This is a genomic window from Haloarcula sp. Atlit-7R, from assembly GCF_003666065.1.
GTDB lineage: Archaea > Halobacteriota > Halobacteria > Halobacteriales > Haloarculaceae > Haloarcula > Haloarcula taiwanensis.
Map to the genome: position 1 here is coordinate 90,957 of NZ_QXIK01000005.1, position 20,755 is coordinate 111,711.

General features: G+C 63.7%; 22 protein-coding genes. 7 read left to right on the forward strand and 15 right to left on the reverse strand.

Annotated elements, in window-relative coordinates; all coding sequences use genetic code 11:
* Window positions 1–42: 42 nt before the first annotated feature.
* The 4 genes from D3D01_RS12295 to D3D01_RS12310 all read right to left on the reverse strand — a co-directional run bounded on the left by D3D01_RS12295 (window position 43) and on the right by D3D01_RS12310 (window position 2,958).
* Entirely contained in the window at window positions 43–219 is a 177-nt protein-coding gene (locus D3D01_RS12295) for a UPF0175 family protein (protein ID WP_077067787.1), read from the reverse strand.
* Window positions 220–451: 232 nt separating this feature from the next.
* A complete protein-coding gene (locus D3D01_RS12300) occupies window positions 452–913 on the reverse strand; it encodes a hypothetical protein (RefSeq protein ID WP_101349954.1) in 462 nt (153 codons plus the stop codon).
* A gap of 41 nt (window positions 914–954) precedes the next feature.
* Window positions 955–1,668 (reverse strand): NAD(+)/NADH kinase, encoded by a 714-nt coding sequence (locus tag D3D01_RS12305; RefSeq protein WP_101349953.1) that lies wholly within the window; start codon window positions 1,666–1,668, stop codon window positions 955–957.
* Window positions 1,669–1,722: 54 nt separating this feature from the next.
* On the reverse strand, window positions 1,723–2,958 hold the full coding sequence (locus D3D01_RS12310) for a digeranylgeranylglycerophospholipid reductase (protein WP_121512376.1): 1,236 nt from the start codon (window positions 2,956–2,958) through the stop codon (window positions 1,723–1,725).
* Between the two features lie 111 nt (window positions 2,959–3,069).
* On the opposite strand from D3D01_RS12310, the gene D3D01_RS12315 reads away from it, so the two are divergent.
* The 3 genes from D3D01_RS12315 (at window position 3,070) to D3D01_RS12325 (ending at window position 5,341) form a co-directional block, all read left to right on the forward strand.
* The gene (locus D3D01_RS12315; protein WP_101349951.1) at window positions 3,070–4,239 is read left to right on the forward strand and encodes a hypothetical protein; all 1,170 of its coding nucleotides are present in this window, start codon (window positions 3,070–3,072) and stop codon (window positions 4,237–4,239) included.
* A 68-nt stretch (window positions 4,240–4,307) separates the two neighbouring features.
* Window positions 4,308–4,856 carry a hypothetical protein gene (locus tag D3D01_RS12320; protein WP_121512377.1) on the forward strand — a complete coding sequence of 183 codons (549 nt, stop codon included), beginning with the start codon at window positions 4,308–4,310 and terminating at the stop codon, window positions 4,854–4,856.
* The gene (locus tag D3D01_RS12325) at window positions 4,856–5,341 is read left to right on the forward strand and encodes a metal-dependent hydrolase (protein WP_101349949.1); all 486 of its coding nucleotides are present in this window, start codon (window positions 4,856–4,858) and stop codon (window positions 5,339–5,341) included. Before D3D01_RS12320 ends, D3D01_RS12325 begins: the two co-directional genes overlap by 1 nt.
* A gap of 21 nt (window positions 5,342–5,362) precedes the next feature.
* On the opposite strand, the gene D3D01_RS12330 is transcribed toward D3D01_RS12325, so the two are convergent.
* The 4 genes from D3D01_RS12330 to D3D01_RS12345 form a co-directional block, all read right to left on the reverse strand.
* Window positions 5,363–6,733 (reverse strand): deoxyribodipyrimidine photo-lyase, encoded by a 1,371-nt coding sequence (locus D3D01_RS12330; protein WP_121512378.1) that lies wholly within the window; start codon window positions 6,731–6,733, stop codon window positions 5,363–5,365.
* Window positions 6,734–6,836: 103 nt separating this feature from the next.
* A complete protein-coding gene (locus tag D3D01_RS12335) occupies window positions 6,837–7,631 on the reverse strand; it encodes a class I SAM-dependent methyltransferase (protein ID WP_121512379.1) in 795 nt (264 codons plus the stop codon).
* Window positions 7,632–7,880: 249 nt separating this feature from the next.
* Complete coding sequence (locus D3D01_RS12340) at window positions 7,881–8,744, reverse strand: 2-oxoacid:ferredoxin oxidoreductase subunit beta (RefSeq protein ID WP_004517803.1); 864 nt, start codon at window positions 8,742–8,744, stop codon at window positions 7,881–7,883.
* Entirely contained in the window at window positions 8,741–10,501 is a 1,761-nt protein-coding gene (locus tag D3D01_RS12345; RefSeq protein WP_101349947.1) for a 2-oxoacid:acceptor oxidoreductase subunit alpha, read from the reverse strand. Before D3D01_RS12345 ends, D3D01_RS12340 begins: the two co-directional genes overlap by 4 nt.
* Before the next feature lie 205 nt (window positions 10,502–10,706).
* On the opposite strand from D3D01_RS12345, the gene D3D01_RS12350 reads away from it, so the two are divergent.
* Window positions 10,707–11,342 carry an FAD-dependent oxidoreductase gene (locus D3D01_RS12350; protein WP_121512380.1) on the forward strand — a complete coding sequence of 212 codons (636 nt, stop codon included), beginning with the start codon at window positions 10,707–10,709 and terminating at the stop codon, window positions 11,340–11,342.
* A gap of 66 nt (window positions 11,343–11,408) precedes the next feature.
* Here the strand turns inward: D3D01_RS12350 and D3D01_RS12355 are convergent, their stop codons facing one another.
* Entirely contained in the window at window positions 11,409–12,278 is an 870-nt protein-coding gene (locus tag D3D01_RS12355; RefSeq protein WP_121512381.1) for a universal stress protein, read from the reverse strand.
* Window positions 12,279–12,402: 124 nt separating this feature from the next.
* Between D3D01_RS12355 and D3D01_RS12360 the strand changes: the two genes are divergently transcribed.
* Window positions 12,403–12,693, forward strand: coding sequence for a transcriptional regulator (locus D3D01_RS12360; protein WP_004592932.1), 291 nt, complete (start codon window positions 12,403–12,405; stop codon window positions 12,691–12,693).
* 36 nt (window positions 12,694–12,729) lie between these two features.
* On the opposite strand, the gene D3D01_RS12365 is transcribed toward D3D01_RS12360, so the two are convergent.
* From D3D01_RS12365 to D3D01_RS12390, 6 genes are all read right to left on the reverse strand, one after another.
* Complete coding sequence (locus tag D3D01_RS12365) at window positions 12,730–13,146, reverse strand: Rieske 2Fe-2S domain-containing protein (protein ID WP_101349944.1); 417 nt, start codon at window positions 13,144–13,146, stop codon at window positions 12,730–12,732.
* Window positions 13,147–13,238: 92 nt separating this feature from the next.
* Window positions 13,239–14,111 (reverse strand): aminotransferase class IV, encoded by an 873-nt coding sequence (locus D3D01_RS12370; RefSeq protein WP_121512382.1) that lies wholly within the window; start codon window positions 14,109–14,111, stop codon window positions 13,239–13,241.
* Entirely contained in the window at window positions 14,096–14,851 is a 756-nt protein-coding gene (locus D3D01_RS12375) for an aminodeoxychorismate/anthranilate synthase component II (RefSeq protein WP_121512383.1), read from the reverse strand. Before D3D01_RS12375 ends, D3D01_RS12370 begins: the two co-directional genes overlap by 16 nt.
* Window positions 14,848–16,317 carry an aminodeoxychorismate synthase, component I gene (gene pabB, locus D3D01_RS12380; RefSeq protein ID WP_121512384.1) on the reverse strand — a complete coding sequence of 490 codons (1,470 nt, stop codon included), beginning with the start codon at window positions 16,315–16,317 and terminating at the stop codon, window positions 14,848–14,850. The genes D3D01_RS12375 and pabB overlap by 4 nt, the downstream gene beginning before the upstream one ends.
* 63 nt (window positions 16,318–16,380) lie before the next feature.
* Window positions 16,381–16,980 carry a helix-hairpin-helix domain-containing protein gene (locus tag D3D01_RS12385; RefSeq protein WP_121512385.1) on the reverse strand — a complete coding sequence of 200 codons (600 nt, stop codon included), beginning with the start codon at window positions 16,978–16,980 and terminating at the stop codon, window positions 16,381–16,383.
* A 50-nt stretch (window positions 16,981–17,030) separates the two neighbouring features.
* Window positions 17,031–17,828 (reverse strand): shikimate dehydrogenase, encoded by a 798-nt coding sequence (locus D3D01_RS12390; protein WP_101349939.1) that lies wholly within the window; start codon window positions 17,826–17,828, stop codon window positions 17,031–17,033.
* 131 nt (window positions 17,829–17,959) lie between these two features.
* Here D3D01_RS12390 and D3D01_RS12395 point away from each other — a divergent pair, with 131 nt between their 5' ends.
* Complete coding sequence (locus D3D01_RS12395; protein ID WP_121512491.1) at window positions 17,960–19,321, forward strand: sodium:calcium antiporter; 1,362 nt, start codon at window positions 17,960–17,962, stop codon at window positions 19,319–19,321.
* Entirely contained in the window at window positions 19,321–20,676 is a 1,356-nt protein-coding gene (locus tag D3D01_RS12400; protein WP_121512386.1) for a D-aminoacyl-tRNA deacylase, read from the forward strand. Before D3D01_RS12395 ends, D3D01_RS12400 begins: the two co-directional genes overlap by 1 nt.
* The last annotated feature ends 79 nt before the right edge of the window (window positions 20,677–20,755 follow it).

Here is a 20,755-nt window from a genome sequence, read left to right on the forward strand (position 1 = left end):
GACGCAGTCGTTATGTCTTTCTAACCGGGGCCGACGCCGCCCTCAGTTTGCAGTCCGATCCACCGGCGTGTGGTCTTCGTCGCGTACCTGAATCCCGCGGGACCGAAGCGCCGTGGCGAACTTGCTCGGTGACACCCCGCTGTACGTCGCTGCTTCTTCGAGTGTGAATGTTTCCCCGCGGTACAGCGTCAGCGCCGTTGTGAGGGACCTGTGTGACATCTTCCTCTACACCGACACAACGTTGTGGTGGTATTAAACTATTTCGCTAGATTTTGGTCTGTTCATACAGTGTTCGCGAGTACAATTACACACTCAAATAGCATTTCAAACTAAAACCACACATACGGGGTTGTGTAGTTGTGTGGTGATTGCCGGCCGCACGCGCAGCGCTATCGATAGACGCGGCTGGGAAGCGACAGGTAGACGGAGTCGGTAAAACGAGAATCTGTCTTCAGACGATGGCGCTCCACGGGCCCTTGATGAGCCAGAACAGGCTCTGGTAGCCCGCATACATGAACACCACAAGAGCGGCGACGATGGCCCCTTTTGGCCGTTCCAGCGGGATGTCACGGCGGGCTTCGACCTTGCGGGACTCGAACTCGAAGAAGTCAGTGATGACTGCGCCGAGAACGAGTACGGACAGGACCATCCCACCGTGATGGTGGAGCGTCATGTAGAAAAACGACAACACGACCAGTGCGATGTTGCTGAACGTGTGTGCCGGGTGACGGCTGATCGCCTCTGCGCCATCGTTTTTATATTGCTTGACGTGGCTTCTATGGGCGAGCTGCCGCGTGAGGAAGTTGACAATTACCACTCCGAAGATGATGTATTCGATGAGGAGCGCACCGCCGACTGTGGGACTCCCCAGAATGGTATCCAGTGGCCCAAAGAACGTTACGGATGGCTGCATATGCAAAGCTCTGTCCACCGTCCATTAGTGTCTTTCCAATCTCACTCGAATCTGGACCGACTCTCGTCAACGACGGCGGTTCGAACGGGGGACCCGAGCGAGATCGTGATACGCTCCTGATAGCTGACGGGCCGCGATATGTGGTCATCGACGAGTAGCTTGACGGTCGCCTCGTCGCGTTCAACCAAGGCATTGAGGCCATCGGCCGGCAAGACCCAGTGATCCGGATCAGTCGCAAACGGTGCGATCGGTGCCACCACCGCCTGCTCCGACGGTGCCAGAATTGGGCCGCCGACGCGATGGGCGTAGCCCGGCGAGCCAGCGGCCGTTGCGATCACGACGCCGTCGGCCCGGAACTGTCCGATGCGGTCGGCTGTCGACGTGACAGTAAACTCGGAGATACGGGCGGCGTCTGCGGTAACGAGGGTCACGTCCCAGAACGCCTGTTCGACCGTCCCGTCAGGCATCGTCACGCGGAGAACTGGATGTCTTTCGACCCGTGCTTCAGCAAGTCCCGACACGGCAGCGACAGCGTCGTCCCGGGGTACTGACCGGACGCCGCGACCCGCCGCGACCGGTAACACCAGCGGGTCACCCACAGCCCGTGCCACGGCAGCAACGGCGTCCTCGCCGACAGCGACGACCCGGTTGGTCTTCGGAACAGCGCCGTCACGACCCCGTTCAACAGCCATGCCGGCGTCTCGAAGCACGTCTGCTAGGGCGTTGTCACCGACCACACCAATGGGGGTTCCCATCACCTGAATCTCCGGGCCGGCGGAAAAAAACCTGCCGCACTTCTCGCGGTCACGTCAAATATCGAGGCGACGGCGGGCGTATTCGACGAGAATCGGCATGTCCGAGAGATGGGTGAGCTTCGCAATCGCCCGACGGTCGCCGCCGTTGATTTGCCTGAGTGTGTCCTGTCCGGTACTCCGGAGGTCGTCCATCAACTGATCGTACCGCTCGTTCGGAGCGAGATACAGCAGTTCCGTCATCATCAGGCGGGCGTTGTGTTTCGGGGCCACCTCGCTGTGCCAGAGCTGGTCGTAGACAGAGAGGTTCTCCGCCGAGGTGTCCGGTTCGTCCGGCTTGAGCGCCGAATCTGCCGTCGCGGCTGCGGCGCGGGCCGACTTCATCCCTTTGTGGATCCCTTCGCCCCACAGCGGGTCAACAGTCGGGACAGTATCACCGATAGCCATGAAGCTGTCCGTGCTCATCGAGTCAGGAGGCTGGATGTGGGCTGACCCTCGGTGGGCTTGCGTCCCCTCGATTCGCTCGGCGTCATCGAACCGGGGGTCCGAATCGAGCCAGTACTCCAGATAGTCGTCGATGCCCATTCCGTCTTTCGCGTACTTCTGGTGAGAGCCGTTCTGGATGTAACAGAGGCCGACTTTCGCCGTGTCTTCGCCAGTGTGGAAAATCCAGGAGTAGCCACCCGGGGCGAGGTCGTGATCTAGGCGGAGCATCATCGCATCCCGGAGGTCGGCGTAGTCGTCGTGATCCATTTCAACGCCCTCGAACTCGTACTCAACGCCGATTGCCTGATGGTCCCGCTTGAGGTCACACACGTCAAGTTCCTTCGCCAGCGGCGCGGCGGGGCCGGTGGCGTCGATGACGATGTCCGCGTACACCTCCTCGTCGCCGTCGTAGCGGACGCCGACGATCTCCCCGTTCTCCATGATGGGGGCCGAGACGCGGGCGTCAAAGCGGTAGGTCGCACCCTTATTCCGTCCCTCAGAGACAAGCCACTGTTTGAACTCCGCGAACTCTAGGACGGCCCCAGTCTGATTACGGACGTAGTGGTCGTTGGGGGACTCAAGCACGACGTTGTCCGTGTAGTTCATCACCACGTCATCGGGAATCGCAAAGCCCGTCATCGCCGACATGAACGTTCCGGCGGTGGACTTGTTGCTCTGACGCGGGAACTCGTCTTCGGACTCGGTTTCGAGAACGAGCACCTCGTAGTTTCGCTCCGCTAGATCACGGGCACACTGCGCCCCGGCGGGCCCGGCTCCGGCTATCACCACGTCAAAGCGCTCGCGCATGGTTGTGGGTGTTGCCTGTCGGTAATCAGTCTTTCCGAATACACCGAGGGCGGTCTCGAAAGGGTAAAGACGGCCCCACTACCATGACGGGAACACCCGGGGCGACATACAATGGTTCTCAAGACAGGCGCGGGCGTGCTCGCGGACAGGCGGCGGCTGCCCACGGCGCTACGGGCGGTGCTGGGATACTACGCGGACACCGGCGTGTTCGATGCCGGCAGCCTCTCACTGAAATCCGAGATTGACGACCGGACCGAAGCGATGGTTGACGACGTGACCGACCGCATTGAGGCTGCCCTCGAAGACGAGTTCGGCTGTCCGGTCGAGTTCTCATACGATACGAAGCTCATTCTCCCCGCACAGCTGACGCTGGGCTACGTCTACCGTAACGCCCGTCAGCAGGCCCCCGGCGACCCTGTCATCGATACAATCGCCGACGGCGTTCCGACCGTCGATGAGACGGCGCTGGAACAGGGGCCAGCACAGGACCTTGCACCCCGTGAAATGGTCGTGCGCGCCGAGCAGATGACTCGCCTCTCCATCGAGGCGCTCATCGACGGGGACATGCGCGACGCTATCAATGATGACGAGTTCGAAGATTTCGAGGTTGACTTTGACGCGAGTGAAGCGGACCGCCGCCGCGTCGCCGAGGTCGCCCAATCCGCGCTGCAGTCCCACCTCGACGGCCTGTTGGAGGATATGCCTCCCGTCGTCGAGAACGCCTACCAGTGGGCTGTCGACTACAGCGAGGCCCATCAGGACCGCGACGACTACTTCCGGGAACTGATGACCGCGGCTGAGGACGGTGACGCCGATGCGCTGACCGATATCCGGGAAGCGTACAAGTTCGCCGAGTACGACGAGGCGCCAGCGACGCTCACCGAGACGGAGAAGAAACTTCCCTACAGCAAAACCCAGTACGCCCGCGTCGGTGTCCTCTACGACGGGATGCTCGACCTCTACCGACTCGCTGGCCTCGACATCGACGACGAGTTCGCCAAGGCCATCGTTCTCGCCATTATCGGCGCACAGGTGTGGCTCGACGACGTGGACGACTACGAGGATGATCGAGCGGAGGGCCAACTGACGCCCGTCACCGCCGAGTACCTGCTCGCGCCCGACGACGAAGCCGCCTATCGACGAGTCGTCGACGTGACCGAACAGTATCTCGACCTCGCGAAGTCGTACGCAACGGCCGCCGACTCGCCGCTGACCGGCGTCGCTGTCGAGTACATCTACCGCTCCGGAAATCCGGATGTCCTGCCCGGCAAGCCTGAGTAGGCCCACGAGCGACACCGGCCCGGCCCAAGCACCAGAGTTTATATCTCGCCGCCCGCACCGAGATTTGAATGCTTCATTCGCGGGTGGGCAGGGTCGCAGCTGTCTGTGGACTGCTGGCCATCTTATTCGCACTCATGATCGGATTCGGTATGGCCACGCCGGCCCCCGAACTGGGCGACTATCCCGATGGAAACGCGCTGGCCCAGCATCCTGACAGCCACGTCGGTGAGGCCGTTCAGGTGACCGGCAGTGTCATCGGAACCGAGCCAGTCGAAATCGCCGTCGAATACGAGTACACTGCCAGCGGCGAGTACCACAGCGGCACGCTCACGGTTACAGTCCGGAATGTCGACATAGCCGTCGACGAAGGCGAGTCGCTGCAGGTGTACGGCACGTTCGGTCCAGACCGGACCATCACCGCGGAGAACAGCGTGCGCGTGCCGGCAGTGAACTACATGGCGATGTATATCGCTTCTGCCCTCGCCGGCCTGTGGACGCTGTGGCGACTGGTCTGTGAGTGGCGGCTGAACTGGCAGACAGGGGGACTGTGCCGGCGTGAGGAGCCACTTCGGCCGATACAGGCGCTTCACAAGAGAGTACAAGAGGTGCGTGCCTGATGCCGGACCTGCTCTCGCACGCCTTCATCGCGTTCACCATCTGTACCCTCCTGTCACTACGGTACAACTGGCTCACTGGCGAGTACGTCACCGTGGGGATGGCCGGCGCGTTCATCCCGGACATGGCGAAGATCAAGCTTCTCGTGGACGCTGCAGCGGTCGAGGCGGCGCTGGGGATCCCGTTCAACTGGCTGGGTATCCACACACTCGGCGGCGCGTTCGTTGCAGTCCTCGTAGGGACGGTCGTCGTGAACCGCGCCGACCGACGGCGCGTGTTCATGCTGCTGTCGCTCGGGGCTGTAAGTCACCTGCTCGCCGATTCGCTTTTGTTGAAGGCCTCTGGGCGGTCGTACGAAGTGCTGTGGCCACTGACACAGTACCACCCGCCCACGCCGGGGCTGTATCTGAGCACGGACATCTGGCTCACGGGCGTCACCGGTTCTGTTGCAGTGGCGGTTTATTTCCTCGTGCAGTACAGGGCATAGCGCCACTGTCTTTCCCCTCCTTCAGCGTTTCCCTAACGCCGTCTCAAACACGCGCTGTGCTCGCTCGTAGGCGGCGTTTCGGTCGACGATTGGATGATAGTAATCCGGAGCCAGTTCCTCGCGTTCGCCGTCAGAGAGCGTCGGCCAGTCGACGATCTTGTTCGCCGGAACATCACGAAGCTCCGGCACGTATTCCGTGACGTAGTCCGCCCCGCTGTCGTACTTGCTCATCTGTGCGACCGGGTCGAAGATACGCACGTCCACGGAGTCGGTCCCGGTAGACGCCGTCCACTGCCAGCTTGCGGCGTTGTTAGCGGGGTCGTGGTCGACCAGTCGCTTCCTGAAGTGCCGTGCGCCTTCGCGCCAGTCGACCAGTAGATGTTTCGTGAGGAAGGACGCGACGTTCTGGCGCGGCCGGTTGTGGATGTATCCTTCCCGTTCGAGCTGGCGCATCCCGGCGTCAACGAACGGATACCCCGTCTCGCCGCGCTTCCAGGCCTCGAAGTCGTCCTCGTCGTCTTTCCACTCGATACGGTTCGGGAACGACTTGTAGTTCTCTGACAGCAGCGTGGGGTTGTGGTACAGCAGGTGATAGCTCTGCTCGCGCCAAGAGAGTTCGTAGCGGTACTTCTGGATGTTCCGCTGGGCGTCACCGGTGGCTTCGGTGTGGCGGTCGGACGCATCCCGCCATATCTCGCGGATACCAATCATTCCTGCCGCGAGGTACGGCGACATACGCGAGACGGCGCTGGTCGGCCGCTCGACGGCTGCCTGCATGTCATCACGGGTCTCGTTGTACGTCTCGATGCCACCGGTGAGGAAGTCGTCGTACCGCTGCCGTGCCCCCTCGTAGCCGGGGGTTGGCAGGTCCATATCCGACTCGATGCTCGGAGCCGTCGTCGGGTCCGATACGTCGGCAAGCGAGTCCGCTTCGGGCGGGTCGACCGGCGGGAGCTTGTGGTAGGCCTGCCAGTCGTCGTAGAAGCGGCTGTGGTTCTCGTACCGGCTGTCGAGCCCGGCCGGATCGACGAGGACGAGGTCGGTCAGGGACTTCGTCGGCACGGCCTCATCGACACGGCGCTGTCGGTTCCGGCGCGCCGGCCGGTAGTGGTCGTTGTAGTACACCCGGTCTGCGTCGTACTCCTCGACGACGGTTGAGAGCACATCGGCAGCGGCCCCCTTCCTGACGAGCAGGTCACCGTCGCGGTCCCGATACGCCGCTTTCAGCGCTCTGACACCGGCCAGCAGGAATGCTCGCTGCCGCTTCCCAACCTTCGACAGCAGGTCCGTATCGAGAACGTACACCGGCAGTACCTCGTCGTCCGCGGCGGCGGCAGTCAACCCTCGATTGTCCGGTATTCGGAGGTCCCGCTGATGCCAGAAAACGTGCATGCATCTTGTTAGGGATACCAGCATATGGGTCTGAACCCGATTCTATTGTGTGTGGGCCCGGAGGACATGATGTCTGGCGCTTCGCCTCCACCATATCGCCGACCTACCGCGACGCAGGTTTGCGAACGAGATAGCAGTACTGTGTGAAACTGAAAAACGTCTCCCCGGCGACCTCCTGCTCCCGGAGGTCGTTCGCCCAGGCCTGTGCCGCCATCCGCTCGATAGCTCCATGGTCGGCCGCATAGTCCTCAATGAACTGCATGAGATGATACGCGAACGTCTCTTCTTCGAGTCGGGTGTTGACAATAGTGTTCGGTTCGACCCGGTCGACCGTCAGCCCAGCCTCACGGAGAACAGGGGCCAGATGGGAGCCGAGCCGTGGCTGCGGGCAGTGGTCGTCGAACGCCCTGAGGACGCGGGCCATTCGCTCTGGATTGGGACTGCGCCAGACAAGCGACGGGAAATCAGCGTCACAGACGACAGCGGACCCGCCGGGCCGCAGGACTCGGGCCAGTTCTGCAACCGCCGAAGAAACTGTTTCGAGGTACTCGAACACCTGCACCGCAACGGCCGCGTCGACCGATTCGTCGGCCACTGGAAGGTCACCGGCGTCTCCCTGTGACACGGCCACCTGCGGGAGCGAGGCACAGCGTTCTCGGGCGGGTTCAAGCATCGCCTGGCTCCGGTCGATACCGTGAACGTGTCCCTCGTTGCCGACCGCCCAGCCGATCTCCACCGGCTCGAAGCCCGGCCCACAGCCAATAGAAAGAACGGTGTCGCCTAGTTCGGGTGCGAGCAAGCCCCGGACTCGCTCCCGACGCGCCCCTGCGGCCGGTGTTCTGTATACCGCTTCCTCCTGCCGGGCTTCCGCTTCGTCGTAGTCGAGCGTGCCGCCCATCTCCGTACAGTCCTCAGCCGGTTGTCATAAATGAAACCATTCGGCAGCGTTACACTCGCCACAATTCGCTGCCAGGGTCCGTTAGTAAAAACGGCCCCCTCGGTAAGCCAATAGAAACAGCAGGTAGCATACGGCGGCCGCAGGCCGCCGTTTCACCGGAATCAAGGCTGTGGCCTCGATTCCGGCCTTTTTAGCGTAGATTTTTGCGCCGAGTGGTGCGCGAAGCGCACCCGAGGCGCAAAAAGGTACTTAGTAGAACTCGCGAACGAGGTCCATCGCGCCCTCGGGCGCGCCGTCGGGAATCTCGGCCATCGAACCCTCGACGCCCTCGCGTTCCTCGAACGGGACCGAATCCTCGTCCTGGTAGAGGACGCCCATGTACTCCTTCTCGCTTTCGAGAATCTTGTCCTTGGCCTGGTCGCGGTCCGACGGGTCGTGGTCGGTTTCGTCGAGGTCCACGATGGCGTCGCGGAAGTAGTCGTAAGTGTCCACGTCGTTGAACGTCACACACGGCGAGTAGACGTTGACGAAGCCGAACCCGTCGTGCTCGACGGCTTTCTGGACGATCTCGGCGTGGCGCTGTGCGTTCGAGGAGAACGACTGCGCGATGAACGTCGCGCCGGAGGCCAAGGCGAGCGCCTTGGGGTTGACCGGCGGCTGGTTCGGGCCGTCCGGCGAGGTCGAGGTCTCGAAGTCCTCGCGCGAGGTTGGCGAGGCCTGACCCTTGGTCAGCCCGTAAATCCGATTGTCCATTACGACGTAGCTCATGTCGACGTTGCGGCGGACAGCGTGGATGAAGTGGCCAGCCCCGATGGAGTAGCCGTCGCCGTCACCACCCGAGACCATCACTTCGAGGTCCGGGTTGGCCATCTTCACGCCGATTCCCACGGGCAGGGCGCGGCCGTGGACGCCGTGGAGCGCGTAGCTGTGCATGTACGTCCCGATCTTGCCGGAACAGCCGATACCGGCGACGATGAAGGTGTTGTCCGGGTCGTTGCCCGTCTCGGCCAGCGCCTTCATCATGCCGTTCATCGTCCCGAAGTCACCGCAGCCGGGACACCAGGTCGGTTGCTTGTCGGATTTGAAGTCTGTGAAGCGAACGTCGGAACTCATTGTGTTGCCTCCGCGGGTGTGTCAAGCGTCTGCTTTATTTCTGTCGCCAGTTCGTCTGCCTTGAACCGAACGCCGTTGTACTTGTTGATGCGCTGGACCCGTTCGAGGACATCGTGTTCGATGACATCCGCGAACTGGCCGGTAGCGTTGCACTCGACGACGATGACGTCCTCGGCCGCCTCGATCTCCTCGGTGAGGTCCGGTCGCGGGAAAATGTACGGGACCGAGAGGAACCGGATGTCGTAGCCGTCCTCCTCCAGCAGTGTCAGCCCCTCGCGGAGCGCGCCCTCGTTGGAGCCCCAGGAGATGACTAGCGTGTCCGCGTCGGGGTCGCCGAACTCGCGGTAGTCGAAGTCCTCCTGCTCGCGGGCGGTCTCGACTTTCCGCTGGCGCTTGTCGACCTGCTCGATGCGGATGTCCGTGTCTTCGGTCCGCCGACCGAGTTCGTCGTGTTCGAGGCCGGTCGTCATGTGCGCGCCGTCGGTCGTCCCGGGGAACGCACGCGGCGAGATGCCGTCGGCGGCGGCGAAGTGGGCCTGGAAGCGGCCCTTCTCGTCGAGCCAGGCGTCGATGTCGTTCTCGTCGACGACCTTGCCGCGGTCGATTTCGACCTCGTCCATGTCGAACGTCTCGGGGGAGAAGGTCTGTTCCGTCACAGCCATCGCGAGGTCCGAGACGAGGAAGACCGGGGTCTGGTACTTCTCGGCGAGGTTGAACGCCTCGACGGTCTTCCAGAAGCACTCCGAAACCGTGGTCGGCGCGACGACGAACCGCGGAATCTCGCCGTGGCCGCCGTACAGCGTCATGTTGAGGTCGCCCTGCTCCTGCTTGGTCGGCATCCCGGTCGAGGGACCGGAGCGCATCACGTCACAGATGACCAGCGGCGTCTCGCTGGTGGCGACAAGCCCGAACGTCTCGGTCATCAGGTCGATACCCGGTCCGGACGTGGCGGTCATGGCTCGGGCACCGGCGCGGGCCGCACCGAGGGCCATGTTGATTGCGGAGAGTTCGTCCTCGGCCTGGACGACCTTCCCGCCGAACTGGTCGACGCGGCCGGTCATGTACTCCATCACGTCCGTCGCCGGTGTGATTGGATAGCCGGCGTAGAAGCGACAGCCGGCGGCGATAGCGCCCATGCCGATGGCCTCGTCCCCGTTGAGGAGCACGTAGTCCTCGTCGGTGGTCTCCATGTCGTAGTCGAACTCGCCGTACTCCTCCTGCACGTAGTCCTGTCCCTTCCGGGCGGCTTCCTTGTTGTTCTCGACGATGGCCTCGCCCTTGTCGCCGAAGCGCTTTTCGAGGCTTTCGTCGAGGTTCTCGATGGGGAAGCCGGTGACCTCACACGCCGCACCGAGGGCGACGACGTTGAGCATGATGGCCCCACCCGCGTCCTCGGCGAGCCGTTTCAGCGGTACTTCGAGTGCCGTCGCGTCGCCGGGCACTTCCACGTCCTGCATGGTCGAACGCTCGCCGTCATAGATGATGACGGAGTCCTCGTGGAGTTCGTCCTCGTTCTCGTGGATCGTGCGCTCGGTGAGTGCGATCAGGATGTCGAGGCGGTCGACGACACTCTCAACGCGGTCGACTGACGTCCGTACCTTGTAGGCGGTGTACCCGCCGCGGATGCGGGAGGCGAAGTCCTTTGAGGTGAAGACGTGTCGACCAGCCCGGGAGAGTGCCTGCGCGAAAATCTTCCCGGTGGAGTCGATTCCATCGCCGGCTTCGCCGCCGATGGCCCAGTTCAGGTCCTCTGGCATTATATCCCTCGGGTAGCCAGCGTGGTAGGAAAAGCCTTCCGTAAGCGCCCGCGCGCGTACTACTCGCTTTTGAGTGAATTTTGGTATGGTCTCGAGCAAAAACCGGCATAATCACTCGTATGTAGGAAAAAACCGGCAATACGGTCCGACTAGGCTGAAACTCCGCGACCGTAACCCCCTTGCCCAGTCACGGTAACTCTGGGATATGGATGAACGAGTCCTCGACGTGGTTGCCGTCCGAGATGTCGGACCAGATACCGTGGCGATTGACTTTGAGACACCGGATGCCTTCGACGCACAGCCGGGTCAGTTCGTCAAACTGACATTGACCGTCGACGGGGAGAATATCTCGCGGTTCTACACTATCTCTTCGCCGACGGTCGACGAGGCGTTCGAGATCACCGTCGGTATCGACCCCGACGGCGAACTGGCACCGAAACTCGGTGCGCTCGAAGCGGGCGACGGCGTCCGTATCGCCGGGCCGTTCGGGTCGGATTACTACGAGGGCGAGAGCCGCGTCGTCGTGTTGGCCGGCGGCCCCGGCGTCGGTCCGGCGGTCGGTATCGCCGAGCGTGCACTGGACGATGGTAACGAGGCCGCAGTCGTGTATCAGGACGACGCGCCGGTCCACGGGGACCGACTAGACGCGCTCGCCGAGGCCGGGGCGCTCGTCTCGGTCATCGATGGCGAGGCGTCCCTGACAGAGCCAGTCGCCGATGCCGTCGAGGGCGGTGGGCAAGTGTTCATTTACGGCTTCGCGGACTTCCTCGATGCCGCCACGGAGGCGCTGGAGGCCGCTGGCATTAGCACTGATGATGCCAAAGTCGAGAACTTCGGATAGCTCGTCCCACCGTCATTCGAGCGTCGTCCCGCCTGCTAACTCACCGTTTGACCGGTGGTAGCGGTGTTAGCTCTCGTCACTGGCGCTTGGTGCCCGAACGGTCAGCACCGGTACCGGCGACGTTCGGACCAGCTTTTCCGCGACGCTACCCAGGAGGTAGCGGTCGACGCCGGTGCGGCCGTGAGTGCCGATGACGACGAGGTCGGCGTCAGTATCCTCGATAGCGTCGAGGATGGCCCGATACGGGACGCCGTGAGTGATAGCTGTCTCGACAGTCTCGACTCCCAGCTCGGAGAGCCGGTCGGACGCCCCCCCGACAGCATCCGTCGCGACCGACTCCAGTTCGTCGACGATGACAGTCGATCCGACGTCGATACCGAGCGACCGCGTGTCCACGACCGAAACGAGATGGGTAGTGGCATCGGTTGCGCTTGCGAGCGCGCCTGCCGGTTCAATAGCCGCCTCTGCGCCGCTGCTGCCATCGGTCGGGAGTAGAATGTCGTCGAACGAGACGGTCCCCGGCTCAGCGTCGGCTTTGACCGAGAGGACCGGCACATCGGCGAGGCGAACAACCTTTTCGGTGACACTGCCCAGAAGGAACCGTCGGACACCGGTCCGACCATGGGTTCCCATGACGATGAGGTCGATATCGTTCTCGTCGGCGTAGTCGAGAACCGCGTCGTGGACGACTCCCTCGCGGACGGCGGGGGTGACGGACAGACCCTCGGTGTCGACGTGGTCGGTCTGGGATTCGACGAAGGCATCCGCCGGGGAGCCGCTGTCGTAGTCCCAGTCGTCGTCCGTGGGCCCGTGCTCGTCGACGACCGAGAGCACATGGACCGCTGCATCGTGAGTGCCGGCAAGCGTCGCAGCGACCTCGAACGCGCGCTCGGAACCGGGGCTGCCGTCGGTCGGAACGAGGATTCTATCGAACATTGGGTGTCGCTATTCACCGCCGTCGGTGATAAAGTATCGTGGCTGAGACAGGACTACCGAGAGAGTCACTGCTGGGTTCGGAGAACAGAACAAAGCCTATAACAGTCGGATGCGAACTTCTCCCATGCGCGAGGCAAGTCGGACGACGCGCCAGCGCATCGCTGACCAACTACGCGACGAAGCGATGGCTGCAGGGACAATCGCGAACGAGTTCGAGATACAGACCAGCGACGCGCTCACGCACGTAGAGCATATCTCCAAGTCCCTGGAATCGACCGACGAACAGCTCCTCGTCGCGCCGCCGGAGTGCGAGGAGTGCGGCTTCACGGACTTCGACGACCTGACAAACCGACCGAGTCGGTGTCCGGAGTGCAAATGCGAAGCGGTCTCGGAGCCGGCGTACCGGATCAGCTGACCGATACGGAGTCCCGAGAAAGCCGATACCAGCCGCTCAGTTCCCCGAGAAGCCGATGCGACCGCGCGAAGAGAGGTCGTGGTCGCCCGACGGCCCCTGATTTTCGAACTCGTAGCGCTCGTCGGTCAGGTAGACGTCACCGTCCTCGGTGGTGATAGAGACTTCCTCCAGAACCGCTCCCTCGCAAGGGCCGTAGTTACACAGCCCCGAATCGGATTCGAACGTCGCCCCGTGTTTCTCACACACCAGTTGCCCGTTGCGAACTGTCGCCCCACTGCCCTTGTCGAGTCGGACATCTGTCCAGTGTGGACAGTAGTTCTCGAACGCGACGACCGCGTCGGACAACTCGACGATAATCGCCTCCTTCGTGTCGAAGCCGTCGCGAACAGTGAACAGAAACGTTCCGTCATCGGGCACCTCGTCCAGCGCGACGATACGGCTGTCCTCATCCATACTATGCATCCGTAAGTACGTAAGCCGTTTCAAACCGCCGGTTCCAGCCCTATTCACGTGCTGAAGCGATGACCCACAAAACGAAGCCCATCTCAGTAGTGTCGCTCCTCGATTCGCTCGTCGAACAACCGCTGAAGGAGCTTCGTCATCGGCCCGCTCCCGACGGAGATGCCGTCGACGGTCGCAATCGGGCGGATCTCCCACGTCGAGTTCGTGAGAAACGCCTCGTCAGCATCACGCAGCGCGTCGAGCGAATAGTGACCGGTCTCGACGGGGAAGTCCTCGCCGCGGGCGATGTCCATTACCACGTCGCGGGTGACCCCCGGCAGTAGGTCCAGATCCGTACTCGGCGTCCGGAGGCCGTTGTCCGTGACGAAAAAGAGGTTGCTCGTCGCTCCCTCGGCCAGATTACCGTCCATGTCTCGGATGAGACATTCGTCGGCGGGCTCGCCGCCAGCGGCGGCCTTTCGAAGTTCGAGCCGGCCGAGAATCCCGTTGAGGTAGTTGTGCGTCTTCGCGTCCGCCGGGACGGCCTCGCTCGGAATCCGCCGGGTCCGGACCGTCTGGACCGACGCCGGCTCGTCCCAGACGCGCTCGCCGTCCAGCCCGCCCCTCGGGAGCCCCTTGCAGATGACGACGACAGTGGGGTCGACATCCTGTCCCGGAGTGAGCTTCCCGGGCTGGACACCCCGTGTGACAGACAGCCGGACGTACGCCTCGTCGAGGTCGTTGGCCGCGAGCGTCTCGTCGACGCGCTCACGGAGGTCATCTGGCACGGCGTCGGCGAAGCCCAGCGTCTCGGCCGTCCGCTGGAGGCGCTCGCGGTGGGCGTGCCACTGGAACGGCTCGCCGCCGTAGGCCCGGAGCGTCTCGAACGCCGCATCGCCGTACATGAACCCGCGGTCGCGCACTGACACCGTCGCCTCGCCTTCGGGGACGAGCGCCCCGTTTACGTGGTATTGCATAGCAGGCAGAAGTTCTCGATCATGGTCTTGCCGTGGTCGGTCAGGATGCTCTCGGGATGGAACTGGACGCCGATGTGCGGGCGGTCGTCGTGGCGCACGCCCATGACGACTCGTGACTCGTCGGTACCGCCTTGGCCGACGTCGGTCGGTTCGGAGCTGTCGTCGCCCGTTGCGTCACCGTCGGTGACGGTGTAGGCCGTCTCAGTTAGCACGTCGGGGAGGGTCTCGCGGTCGACCGCAAGCGAGTGGTACCGGCCGACATCGAACGGGTCCGGGATGTCTTCGAACACCCCTGTGCTGTCGTGGGTAACCGACGAGGATTTACCGTGGACGACCGCTTCGGCGTGGCCGACGGGCGCGCCGTTGGCCGCACATAGCGCCTGATGTCCGAGACAGACCCCCAGCGTGGGGTATTCCAACGCCTCGAATATCGGCATCGAGACGCCCGCCTCCTCGGGCGTCCCCGGCCCCGGTGAGACGACGATACCGTCGGGGCCCATCGCTCGGATGTCTTCGATGTCGATGGCGTCGTTGCGCCGGACGATGACATCGTCCTCACTCCCGCCGAGGCGGAGGACCACTTCGCCGACGTACTGAACGAGGTTGTACGCGAAGGAATCGTAGTTGTCGACGACCAACACGGTCGGGGCCAGCGAGTCTGTCGCTGGACTACCTCCGGCGTTGTTGCCGCTGGTGGCCCCGCCGTCGCCGCTCCCCCCGCTGCCACGGTGGTCGCTCATCCCTTGTCCTCCATCGCCAAGTCGACGCGCTTCCCGAGCGCCTCGTCGACGGCGTTGACGAGGGCGCGGCCCTTGTCCAGCGTCTCCTGATACTCGCTGTCCGGGTCTGAATCGTGAACCACGCCGGCACCGACACGGAGGTGGTACTCCTCGGCGTACCGGACCAGCGTTCTGATGACAATATTCAGGGTCGCTCGGTCGTCGAAGCCGAACAGGCCGATGGAACCGGTGTACGGTCCCCGTCGCGTGGCTTCGACCTCATCGATAATTTCCATCGTCCGGGGTTTGGGCGCGCCGGTGATGGTGCCGCCGGGGAACACCGCGGCGATGGCGTCCTGCAGGGACGCGCCGTCACGGAGTCGCCCCTCAACGACCGAGACCAGATGCATCACCTCCGAGTAGCGGTCGACGCGCCGGTAGTCCGGTACCTCGACGCTGCCAAATTTGCTTACTTTCCCGAGGTCGTTGCGCTCTAGGTCGACGAGCATCGCGTGTTCGGCCCGTTCCTTCCCGTCGTCGAGCAGGTCCGCCTCTAGACGGTCGTCGGCCTCGCGCGTCTCGCCCCGTGGCCGGGTTCCGGCAATAGGTTCGGTCTCAATTCGGTCGCCGTCGCGGTGCAAGAGCAGTTCCGGGCTGGCGCTGACGAGGTCGACGCCGGGGAACTCAAGCAGGGCGGAGTACGGTGCCGGATTCACGCTTCGCAGCGCGTCGAAGGCTTCGACCGGGTGGACCGCCGCGGGGGCACGGAGCCGCTGGGAGACGTTCGCCTGGAACGTGTCGCCGTCGCGGATGTACTGCTTGACCGTTCGGACCCGGTCAGCAAATGACTCGCGCGTGCAGTCGCTCTCGAAGGTCGCTTCGTCGGTCTCGACTGGCGGCTGCTTGACAGCGGGGTCTCCCTGTACGGCCGCCCGAGCCAGGTCCAGCGCGTGCTGTTTGCCGAACTCGTAGGCCAATTCTGGCGTCTCGAAGTCACCGACCCGCGGACAGGCCGTCACGCGCAAGGTCACCGACTCACCGCGGGGTTCCTCCCAGGCGGCGAAGCGGTCATAGCGAGCTATCTGTAGGTTCGGGAGCGCGCGGTCGGCGTCGGCGCTGTCGGGCAGTGACTCCAGTTCCCGCGCCACATCGTAGGAGAGCCATCCAACGGCTCCGCAGGGATACGGCACGTCACAGTCAGCGCGGACCAGGCGCTCGCCGTCGAGGAACTCGGTCAGTGCAGCGAGAGTCCGGCCCGCTCCGGGGTCGACCTCGCGGAAGTCCGCCGGAGCGGTCCCGAAGTAGCCCCACCCCGACTGGCCGCCGGTAGTCGCCAGATACACGCCGCCAGTTTCGTCGCGCGCCCGGCGATAGGCGAGAAACGGGTCAGCAACGTCCACCCGAACCTCGACAGGGACGCGCGCCACTGAGGGTGCGTCGGCCGCACGGTCGGTGAACGTCGTCCGGTCGGTTTCGACCGATTGCATTACCGAACGAAAACAGTGCGGCGACTAATTCCCTTGCGGTTCAGAAATGGACTGCCAGCTGTCTCAGAACTCTTCCGCCCGCTCGATCCAGCCCGAAACGCGGCTCTCCGAGAGGTCGGTGTCCGCGGCGATGGCCGCTGCGTCCGCAGTGGCAAGCTCGCCTACGGTCTCGATGCCGATACCGGCGAGTCGGTCGGCGTACGCGGGACCGATACCTTTGATCTCCGTCACTAGGGCAGTGTTTTCCCCGTCATCGGTCTCACCCGCGTCCCCAGCAGCAGCCTCGGCCGACTCCCCGTCAGCGGTGGTCTCCGAGTCGCCGGCTTCGTCGTCGAGCGCTGTTTCTTGCTCGGACGCCGCGGAAGACGCATCGGTCACAGATTCTGTTTCGTCGTCAGTGGGAGTTGGTGACACAGCAGGCTCTGACCCGTCCGTCTGCGTGGCTGTTCCACTCCCATCCCCTGATTCGGTCCCGGCCCCGTCCGCAGTATCGGATGTGTGGGTCTCGGTAGTCGCAGCGGTGTTCGTCCCCTTCACAGCGTCTTCGTCTTCAGTAGAGGGCTCTCGCTCGACGGTCACGTCCACGTCGCGGTTCGTTCCCGACGTGGCTGACCCAGTCCCGTCAAGCCCGAGGGCGGATTTCAATTTCTGAAGCAGACCCATACATGAACGTATTTATCCCCCACACAAATCTCTTGCTGGTGACCGATCCGCTACAGGCGCTCGCGCAACTGGCTGTTCATCCTATCCACGGGCGCGTCCTCGCCAGTCCAGCGTTCGAACGCTTCGACCCCCTGATACAGGAGCATCCACGCGCCGTCAACTGTCGTTGCGCCCGCGGCCGCCGCGTCCTGTAGCAGACGGGTCTCAATCGGCGTGTACACCGCATCGAGCACCGCGAGGTCGCCGTGCAACGCGTCGGCGGGGACTGGCGTCGCATCTTCATCCATGCCGACGCTGGTGCAGTTGACGAGGATGTCGGCGTCCGCAAGCAGGTCGGGAAGCGAGTCGAGTCCATGGCCGGAGGCGTCCGGGACCTCATCGGCGAGTCCGTCAGCTTTGGACTCGGTGCGATTCGCAATCCGAACCGACAGTCCCGCATCGGCGAGCCCGAACGCGACCGCTCGGCCCGCACCGCCGGCCCCGACGACGACAGCTGTGCCCGACAGCGCCACGTCGTGATGGCGCAACGCTCTGACCGCACCGACCGCGTCGGTGTTGTAGCCCGTGGGCGTTTCACCGGTGAAATCGACGGTGTTGACCGCGCCGATGCGCTCGGCGAGCGGCGCGGGGTCGACAGCGTCTAGCACGTCCTGCTTGAACGGAATCGTGACGTTGAGGCCGTCTATTCCGAGCGTCTTCGCCGCGTCGATGGCGTCGGCACCAGAGTCGGCCGCTGGTTCGAACGTGACGTAGCGTGCATCTAGCCCCAGTGCTTCATAGCCCGCCTCGTGCATCGGCGGCGACAGCGAGTGCCCGACCGGGTTTCCGATGAGTCCGTAAACGTCCATATCAACGTCAGCGCGCCCCGGTCGTATCAACGCCACGCTCTGCGAGACACAGCTTCCTGCCGACACTTTCGCAAGCTTTTCACCCGGACCTAGCCACATGTCCGACAGTGAGTCGTCTACGTCACCCACTGCTGCAGGTTGCCGTCGCGCTGGCCCTGACTGTCGGCTGGATTTACCTCTTTATTTCCGGCATTGACGTCGGGACCCTGACCACCGTCGCGGTCAGTGGGTTCGCCGTTCTCGGGGCGTCGTTCCTGCTGGCCTGGGGCGCTGAAACCGCGGAAAAAGACGTGCCGAGGGCCTTCGCTATCGCCGTCCTCGCAATTCTCGCAGTGGCTCCCGAGTACGCAGTCGACGCGCTGTACGCCTGGAACGCCGGGGCAGGCGGCGCGACGACAGAAGCCTGCCGGCAGTTCACGGCGGCAGAAATCGAGTCCGCGACCGGGGGGCTCGCTCGCGCCTGTCACGACGCGAATCTCGCCATCGCGAACATGACCGGCGCGAACCGTATTCTCATCGGCATCGGCTGGGCCGGCATCGCCGTGTTCACCGTCTGGCGGGCCGCGAAAACGCGAGACCCCGCAGTCACGAAACGCGACGGCTTCCTGACCGACGCCGTCCAGCTGGACACCGACATCGCGACCGAGATCTCCTTCCTCTTTCTGGCGACGATGTGGGCGTTTCTCGTCCCCCTCGGCGGCGGCATCGGTATCCTCGATACGCTGTTTCTGGTCGGCCTCTACGTCGGGTACATCGGTCTCGTGCTCAAGTCCGACATCGAACACAGCGAGCACACCGTTGGCGTGCCGAAGTACTTCCAGGAGTGGTCGCTGCCGTGGCGGCCGCTCGTCGTCCTGGCGCTGTTTGGCTACTCGGGTGCGATGATTTTCACTGCGGTCGAGCCGTTCGCCCACGGCCTCGAAGAGATCGGTGTCGCGAACGGCATCCCCGAGTTCTTCATGATCCAGTGGGTTGCCCCGCTGGCCAGCGAGTCGCCCGAACTCATCGTCGTCGCCGTGCTGGTCAACAAGGCCCGCTCGACCGCTGGTTTCAATGCCCTCATCTCCTCGAAACTCAATCAGTGGACGCTGCTCATCGGGACCATCGCAGTAGTGTACTCCATCGCGCTCGGCGGGTACGGCGTCCTGCCGTTCGACGCCAGACAGGGCGCAGAGATCTGGATTACAGCGGCCCAGTCCTTCTTTGCGCTTGCCATTCTAGTCAACTTCGAGATCAGTATCCGCGAAGCAGTCGGGCTGTTCGCGCTGTTCATCTCGCAGGTGGCTCTGGAGTTCGCCATAATCAGGGACCTCGTCGCTGTACCGATATCGAGTCACGACCTCCTGTTGGCGTACACGGCGCTGTACGTCGTCATCGGGGCCGGACTGTTCGTCCAGCGCCGCGAGGCGCTGAAACACCTGTTCGGGCTGGCCGGAGACGCCGTCCGGACCGCGATAGGCCGTGACCCGGCTACTCTGGAGAACGCGGACTGATGCTCGGTATCGTTATTTCACACGCCGACGCGGCGTCGACTCACATTGGGGAACACCTGCGCTCGCTCCGAGACTGGGAGACAAGCGTCGACGAGACGCGGCCCGTCGCCGAGGGCGGCGGCACGGTGTACCGAACTGACGGCGTCGAACTCCGCGAGTTCGAGGCGTTGCATCTGGACATCGAACGCGTCGGGGCGGCGTTCGACAGCCCGGACCTGCTGGTGTTTGCCTCGAAACACGCCGGCGAGACGGATGAACTCCTGACAGCCCACCACACCGGGAACTTTGGCATCGCGGAGTACGGCGGCGAAGACGGCCGGTTCGCCCGGGCCTGTCCTGGTGCACACACGGCAGTGGTTTCGGCGCTCCAGCGCCACGCCCCGCCTGACTACGAGGTCGGCATGGAGTGTACGCACCACGGCCCGACAGCGGTGGGCGTCCCGTCGATGTTCGTCGAGGTCGGCAGCGCGGAACCACAGTGGGAGGACCCGGACGCCGCTGTGGCCGCCGCCAGAGCCATACTGGACCTCGCCGACAAACCGGCCGACAAGCCGCGGGAGAACGGGACGCGCCGCCATCTCCTCGGTGTCGGCGGCGGCCACTACGCCCCGCGATTCGAGCGCGTTGTCCGCGAGACGGACTGGGCGGTCGGTCACATCGCCGCTGACTGGTCGCTGGATGCGCTGGCGGAGTGGGCCGACAGCGACGAAGAGCGCGACACCGTTCTCGAACGCGCCTTCCGGGCCAGTGCGGCCGACTACGCCCTCATGGAGGGCGACCGGCCGGAGCTACAGGCGGCTATCGAATCGCTGGGCTACCGCGTCGTCAGCGAGACGTTCGTTCAGGAGACGACCGGTGTCGACCTGCGCCTCGTCGAGGCACTCGAAGACACTGTCGGGTCGGTAGACGACGGTCTCAGGTTCGGAGGGCTTGCGCCCGGACACGACGGCGAGTGGACCGTGCTCGACCTCCCCGATGAACTTATTTCAGACGTACGCGGGGTCGATAACGAAGCGCTGCGCGAGACCATCGAACGGCAGTCCATCGCGTACGTGACCGAGCAAAACGGGACGGTGTTCACCGGGCCGATCATCTGTCCGGCGGGGACGGGCCTGCGAGCGGTCGTCGACCCGCTCGTCGAAATCCTCGAACGACGCTTCGACAGTGTCGAGTGGGCCGCGGACGAACTCATCGCCCGCGAGACAGCGTTCGATCCTGACCTCGCGCGAACGGCTGGCATCCCTGAAGGACCGAAATTCGGGAAGCTCGCCTCGGGCGAGTCAGTCGAAATCGATGGGGAAGAGATTGGACCGGAGCGCTTCCAGCGCGAGCGTATACGTCGATATACGCTGTGAACACTGGCGCGTTAGCCGCCGAAACTGGGGATCAACACGTCAGACGAGCGTCAGACAGAGGGGGAAAACTAATAACTAT

What these genes read in the sequence shown, in the direction of transcription:
- D3D01_RS12295 (WP_077067787.1), bottom strand. Translation starts at nt 219, where the DNA reads ATGTCACACAGGTCCCTCACAACGGCGCTGACGCTGTACCGCGGGGAA.
- D3D01_RS12300 (WP_101349954.1), bottom strand. Translation starts at nt 913, where the DNA reads ATGCAGCCATCCGTAACGTTCTTTGGGCCACTGGATACCATTCTGGGG.
- D3D01_RS12305 (WP_101349953.1), bottom strand. Translation starts at nt 1,668, where the DNA reads ATGGGAACCCCCATTGGTGTGGTCGGTGACAACGCCCTAGCAGACGTG.
- D3D01_RS12310 (WP_121512376.1), bottom strand. Translation starts at nt 2,958, where the DNA reads ATGCGCGAGCGCTTTGACGTGGTGATAGCCGGAGCCGGGCCCGCCGGG.
- D3D01_RS12315 (WP_101349951.1), top strand. Translation starts at nt 3,070, where the DNA reads ATGGTTCTCAAGACAGGCGCGGGCGTGCTCGCGGACAGGCGGCGGCTG.
- D3D01_RS12320 (WP_121512377.1), top strand. Translation starts at nt 4,308, where the DNA reads ATGCTTCATTCGCGGGTGGGCAGGGTCGCAGCTGTCTGTGGACTGCTG.
- D3D01_RS12325 (WP_101349949.1), top strand. Translation starts at nt 4,856, where the DNA reads ATGCCGGACCTGCTCTCGCACGCCTTCATCGCGTTCACCATCTGTACC.
- D3D01_RS12330 (WP_121512378.1), bottom strand. Translation starts at nt 6,733, where the DNA reads ATGCACGTTTTCTGGCATCAGCGGGACCTCCGAATACCGGACAATCGA.
- D3D01_RS12335 (WP_121512379.1), bottom strand. Translation starts at nt 7,631, where the DNA reads ATGGGCGGCACGCTCGACTACGACGAAGCGGAAGCCCGGCAGGAGGAA.
- D3D01_RS12340 (WP_004517803.1), bottom strand. Translation starts at nt 8,744, where the DNA reads ATGAGTTCCGACGTTCGCTTCACAGACTTCAAATCCGACAAGCAACCG.
- D3D01_RS12345 (WP_101349947.1), bottom strand. Translation starts at nt 10,501, where the DNA reads ATGCCAGAGGACCTGAACTGGGCCATCGGCGGCGAAGCCGGCGATGGA.
- D3D01_RS12350 (WP_121512380.1), top strand. Translation starts at nt 10,707, where the DNA reads ATGGATGAACGAGTCCTCGACGTGGTTGCCGTCCGAGATGTCGGACCA.
- D3D01_RS12355 (WP_121512381.1), bottom strand. Translation starts at nt 12,278, where the DNA reads ATGTTCGATAGAATCCTCGTTCCGACCGACGGCAGCCCCGGTTCCGAG.
- D3D01_RS12360 (WP_004592932.1), top strand. Translation starts at nt 12,403, where the DNA reads ATGCGCGAGGCAAGTCGGACGACGCGCCAGCGCATCGCTGACCAACTA.
- D3D01_RS12365 (WP_101349944.1), bottom strand. Translation starts at nt 13,146, where the DNA reads ATGGATGAGGACAGCCGTATCGTCGCGCTGGACGAGGTGCCCGATGAC.
- D3D01_RS12370 (WP_121512382.1), bottom strand. Translation starts at nt 14,111, where the DNA reads ATGCAATACCACGTAAACGGGGCGCTCGTCCCCGAAGGCGAGGCGACG.
- D3D01_RS12375 (WP_121512383.1), bottom strand. Translation starts at nt 14,851, where the DNA reads ATGAGCGACCACCGTGGCAGCGGGGGGAGCGGCGACGGCGGGGCCACC.
- pabB (WP_121512384.1), bottom strand. Translation starts at nt 16,317, where the DNA reads ATGCAATCGGTCGAAACCGACCGGACGACGTTCACCGACCGTGCGGCC.
- D3D01_RS12385 (WP_121512385.1), bottom strand. Translation starts at nt 16,980, where the DNA reads ATGGGTCTGCTTCAGAAATTGAAATCCGCCCTCGGGCTTGACGGGACT.
- D3D01_RS12390 (WP_101349939.1), bottom strand. Translation starts at nt 17,828, where the DNA reads ATGGACGTTTACGGACTCATCGGAAACCCGGTCGGGCACTCGCTGTCG.
- D3D01_RS12400 (WP_121512386.1), top strand. Translation starts at nt 19,321, where the DNA reads ATGCTCGGTATCGTTATTTCACACGCCGACGCGGCGTCGACTCACATT.